Annotated in this window: 3 protein-coding genes; 1 reads left to right on the plus strand and 2 read right to left on the minus strand. The window is 67.4% G+C overall.

Annotated features, from left to right (window positions below; translation table 11 throughout):
- Positions 1 to 116 precede the first annotated feature (116 nt).
- Both ACMUOY_RS19795 and ACMUOY_RS19800 read right to left on the minus strand, forming a co-directional pair.
- The gene (locus ACMUOY_RS19795) at positions 117 to 1,127 is read right to left on the minus strand and encodes a Bug family tripartite tricarboxylate transporter substrate binding protein (protein WP_413894457.1); all 1,011 of its coding nucleotides are present in this window, start codon (positions 1,125 to 1,127) and stop codon (positions 117 to 119) included.
- Between the two features lie 338 nt (positions 1,128 to 1,465).
- A complete protein-coding gene (locus tag ACMUOY_RS19800) occupies positions 1,466 to 2,980 on the minus strand; it encodes a transposase (protein WP_082368732.1) in 1,515 nt (504 codons plus the stop codon).
- Between the two features lie 246 nt (positions 2,981 to 3,226).
- Between ACMUOY_RS19800 and ACMUOY_RS19805 the strand changes: the two genes are divergently transcribed.
- Positions 3,227 to 4,020, plus strand: a 794-nt coding sequence (locus tag ACMUOY_RS19805; protein WP_413894458.1) for a conjugal transfer protein TraG N-terminal domain-containing protein, incomplete at its 3' end; no start/stop codon positions are given.

The following is a 4,020-nucleotide window of genomic DNA, read 5'->3' on the forward strand; positions in this document are numbered from 1 at the left end:
CATACGCAAACACCGGCGCCGGCAAGTGCCGGCGCGCGGCCTCCTCGAAGTCGTCGAGGCAGAGAATCCGCCGCAGCCTGGGCGGCACAGGTCGGGTCCCTGCCGTCATCAGGTGGTCACTTGTCCGTCCAAGGCGCCGTTTGCCACAGCTGCCTGAAGTCGGCTTCGTCGGACTTGAGTTCCTGCGCGTACGCGGCCGGTGCGAGGTAGCGCAACGGCGCGAAGTAGCCGGCGGCCTTGGCCTGGAACTCTGGATCCGCAGCTGTTTTCTGCAGTGCAATGACGAGTTGCTCACGCACCGCTGGCGGTAGGCCCTTGGGCGCCGCCACACCGCGCAGCGAGGCCATGATGACGTTGAAGCCCTGTTCCTTGAAGGTCGGGATGTTCGGCGCCAAGGTCGAGCGCTTCTCGCTCATCTGCCCCAGATGGCGCAGCGGCGTGCCGCCCTTCTGGTACTGGAGGGCTTCGCCGATGTTGATCGCGGCCACCATGATCTGCTTGCTGGCGACAGCGTTGTGGACCTCGGCGGCGCCCTTGAAGGGTACGTGCGTCAGCTTGACACCGGCGGCACGCTCGAAGGCGAGCGCGGCCAGGTGGTCGTCGGAGCCGATGCCGGTGGTGCCATAGGTCACGGCGCCCGGGTTCGCCTTGGCGTAGGCCGCCAGTTCGGCCAGGCTCTTGAGCGGCGTGTCCGCATGCACCGAGAAGTTGCCCGGATCGTCGATGACGTTGCCGATCAGGTCGTACTTTTCCCAATGGAAGGTGACCTTGCGCTCGATCGGGATCGTCAGCACGTTGGGCGTGTTGATGAAGCCGACGGTGTAGCCGTCGGGCGTGGCGTTCATCAGTTCGGTGAAGCCGAGCGCTCCGCCGGCACCAGGCTTGTTGAGCACCACGAACGCCGAGCTGCTGCCCAGGTGCTTCTGCATGAACTGCGCGGTCAGCCGGGCGATGATGTCGGTGCCACCGCCGGGTGCGTAGGCGATCACCATCTTGATGGGCTGCTCGGGATAGGCGGCGTGCGCGACGCCGGGTGCGAGGACAGCCGTGATGCCCGCCGCGGCGGCAGACACCTTGAGGGCGAAGCCCGGCAGCAGCCGGCGCAGGAAAGTGGAACGGGTGGTCATGAGAATGTCTCCTGTCATGGTCGAAAGCGGTTGGGGGCGCATAGGAATTTCAAACGGTCTGGTCTGTGAAAAGCCTGGAAAGCCCGACTCAGCCCTGGGTGGGCAGCCGATGCCTGCCTGGATGGCTTGGAACTGGCGCCTGGGCCGTTGCCTTGTCTGGATTCGGCCCGCCCTGACGGCTCGCCTCGCGCTCGTTGGGCCTTGATCTCGGGGTTGACCCTGTGTTTTCCGCCATCCAGTCCGCACGCGGGCGCAGCGCCACCGGCCACTGGCGCCAGGCTGCGCAGCCCTTTGTGATGTGTACGGTGTCCGGGACGGTCGACGCGGCTCAGGCGGCTTCAGTCTTGCCGCGCCTCGCGCGCTCGGCCTCTGGGCGGCGGCTGCGGATCCAGTCCCAGGTGGGTCAGGATCTTCTCGATCACCGGTCGCTCCAGGATGGCCGCGATGATCTTGAGCTCCCCGGCGCCGCAGTTGGGGCAGTGCTGCATGTCGATGTCGAACACGCGCTTGAGTAGCCGCGCCCAAGCAATTCGGTGCGGTCGGTCCGGCCGGTCCGGGTTAGTCTCGGTCTGGACCACGCATTCGCTGGCGGCAACGGCTGCGGTGGCCCGTTCCTCCACCTCGGGCCCTTGCGGCACCACCAGGGACCGCAGCTTGGCGTTGGGCGCCAGCACGCCGTGGAACCTGATGAGATGCAGACGCGGCCGGGGAACCAGCGCCGCAAGCCGCTGCATGAACTCCAGCGGGCTCAAGACCAGATGCGTCGTGCCGTCGCGCCACGGTGTCTTCAGCTTCAGCTCGACCTGCCCGGCGGCATTGACCTGCACCCGTTCGTCGGAAAGCGCCGGCCGGGTGATGTAGCGGCACAGCTGCTCCAGCCGCTTGCGGTCATGGGCTTCGACCCGCACCGCGGCGTGCAGGCTGAATCCGTCGATGTCGGCGCACAGCGGCTGGCGGGCCGAGTCCTCGCGCGGCATCGCGCCTCTCAGGGTCAGCACCTTCTGCCCGGCGCGCGGCCCGAAGGCGATTCGGTAGGTGATGGCCGCGGCCTGCAGCGGCCGCAGCGTGCGCGCCTCCTCGCCGTCGGCATCCGGCTCGGCCAGGTAGGTCTGGCCCATGTCTTCGACCAGCACGCCCCGGCGCGTGAGCATCTTCATCAGCCGGGCGATGACGGTCTGCAGCAGCGCGTGCAATTCGTCGTCGGTGGGCGCATCCGCCTCAATGAAGGCCGGCGAACCATCGGCGTCGCAGCAGTACACCCCGTCCAGTACCAGACAGTGCAGGTGGATGTTGAGGTTGGCGGCCGAGCCAAAGCGCTGGATCAGCGTGACGGCGCCGCCGTGACCTTCGTCAGCCTTGAGCCCCGCCTGCCGCAGCAGATGTCGCGTGACCACGCGCTGCACCACCTGCAGCACCGGCGTGACCAGTTCCGGCTGCGCGGCCAGCAGCACGCGCAGCGGGATCGGCAGCGACAGCACCCATTGCCGCACCGGCACGTGCGGGATGACGTGGTCGACCAGGTGCGCAGCGGTCTGCGACATGCGCCGGGCGCCGCAAGAGGGGCAGAATCCCCGGCGCTTGCAGCTGAAGGCCAGCAGCTTGTCGTGGCCGCACTCGCCGCAGCGTAGCCGCAGGAATCCATGCGCCAGGATGCCGCACTCGAGGAAGGCGTCGAACTCGTCCTTGATGAACCGCGGCAACTCGGCGTCCGTGCTGGCCTCGGTGTGGGCGATGAAGCTGGCCGCATGCTGCTGGACCAGGCGGTACAGCGTGGTCTGCTCCGGTCGGTGGCGTTCGTAGTGGAGCCGGCTGGCCAAGCCGGGTAAGGAACCGGGCTGGCGGGCGGCGTGCACGGCATGCAGAGGACTCGATGGGGACCTCTACCGTCCCAGCATCGCCCTGCACTCGCCATCGCCCTTCGGTCGGGCTTGTGGGTGCAAGAAGATGGCCCTCCACCGGGTGCAGCCGGTTGGGGTGGGCCAGCCCCGGCGGGAGTCCGTCGTTCACCTTAGTGCCGATATCCCCGTGCTTTTGAGGTCGTTCCTGGCCGACGCCATCGTCACATCGCTTCAGGATCCACGCTCCCCCTGGAGCGACGCATGTGGGAAATCTACGCCTACCAGAACGCCGACAGCCTGTTCGGCATCTTCAACGCTGCGGCAACCATCCACGGCTCTGGCGACTACATGGCGGCGGTCGCCGCCGTGGCCTTCTGCGGGTTCATCGCGGCGCTGGTGGCCTACGCCTTCGCGCCCGAGAAGCTGCAGGGCTGGAAGTGGCTGGCCACCGTGCTGCTGGTGTTCTCCGTCCTCATCGTGCCGCGGGTGACCGTGGGCGTCGTCGACAAGACCGGCGGATCCGCCGTCAAGGTGGTGGCCAACGTCCCCTTCGGCGTGGCCTTTCTCGGCAGCGTCACCAGCACGGTCGGGCACACGCTCACGGGCCTGTTCGAGACGGCCTTCCAGGTCATTCCGGGCGTCGGCGCCCTGCCGAGCGAACTGAGCTACGAGAAGAACGGACTGATGTTCGGCAACCGCCTCATCCGGGAGACAGGCGGCGTCGCGTTCCAGGATCCGAACTTCCGCACGGACCTGGTCAACTTCATCCACAACTGCACGATGTACGACCTGATCGACGGCACGGTCGATCCGGGCACGTTCTCGAGTTCGGACGACGTGTGGGCGCTGATGGCATCTCCCAACCCGGCCCGCTTCACGACCCTGACAAGCGCTGGCGGCTCGATCACCGTCGACACCTGCCCGAACGCCTACACGAACCTCAACGGCCGGCTTCCCGCTCAACTGACCCGCATCCAGGGCAAGCTCGCCTTCCAGCTGAATCCGACGCTGCCGGCGGCAGCCGCCAACGCTGCCATCGCCGGGCAGATCCAGCA

It is taken from the genome of Candidatus Skiveiella danica (assembly GCF_022705245.1).
In the GTDB taxonomy this organism is placed as follows: Bacteria; Pseudomonadota; Gammaproteobacteria; order Burkholderiales; family Burkholderiaceae_C; genus Skiveiella; species Skiveiella danica.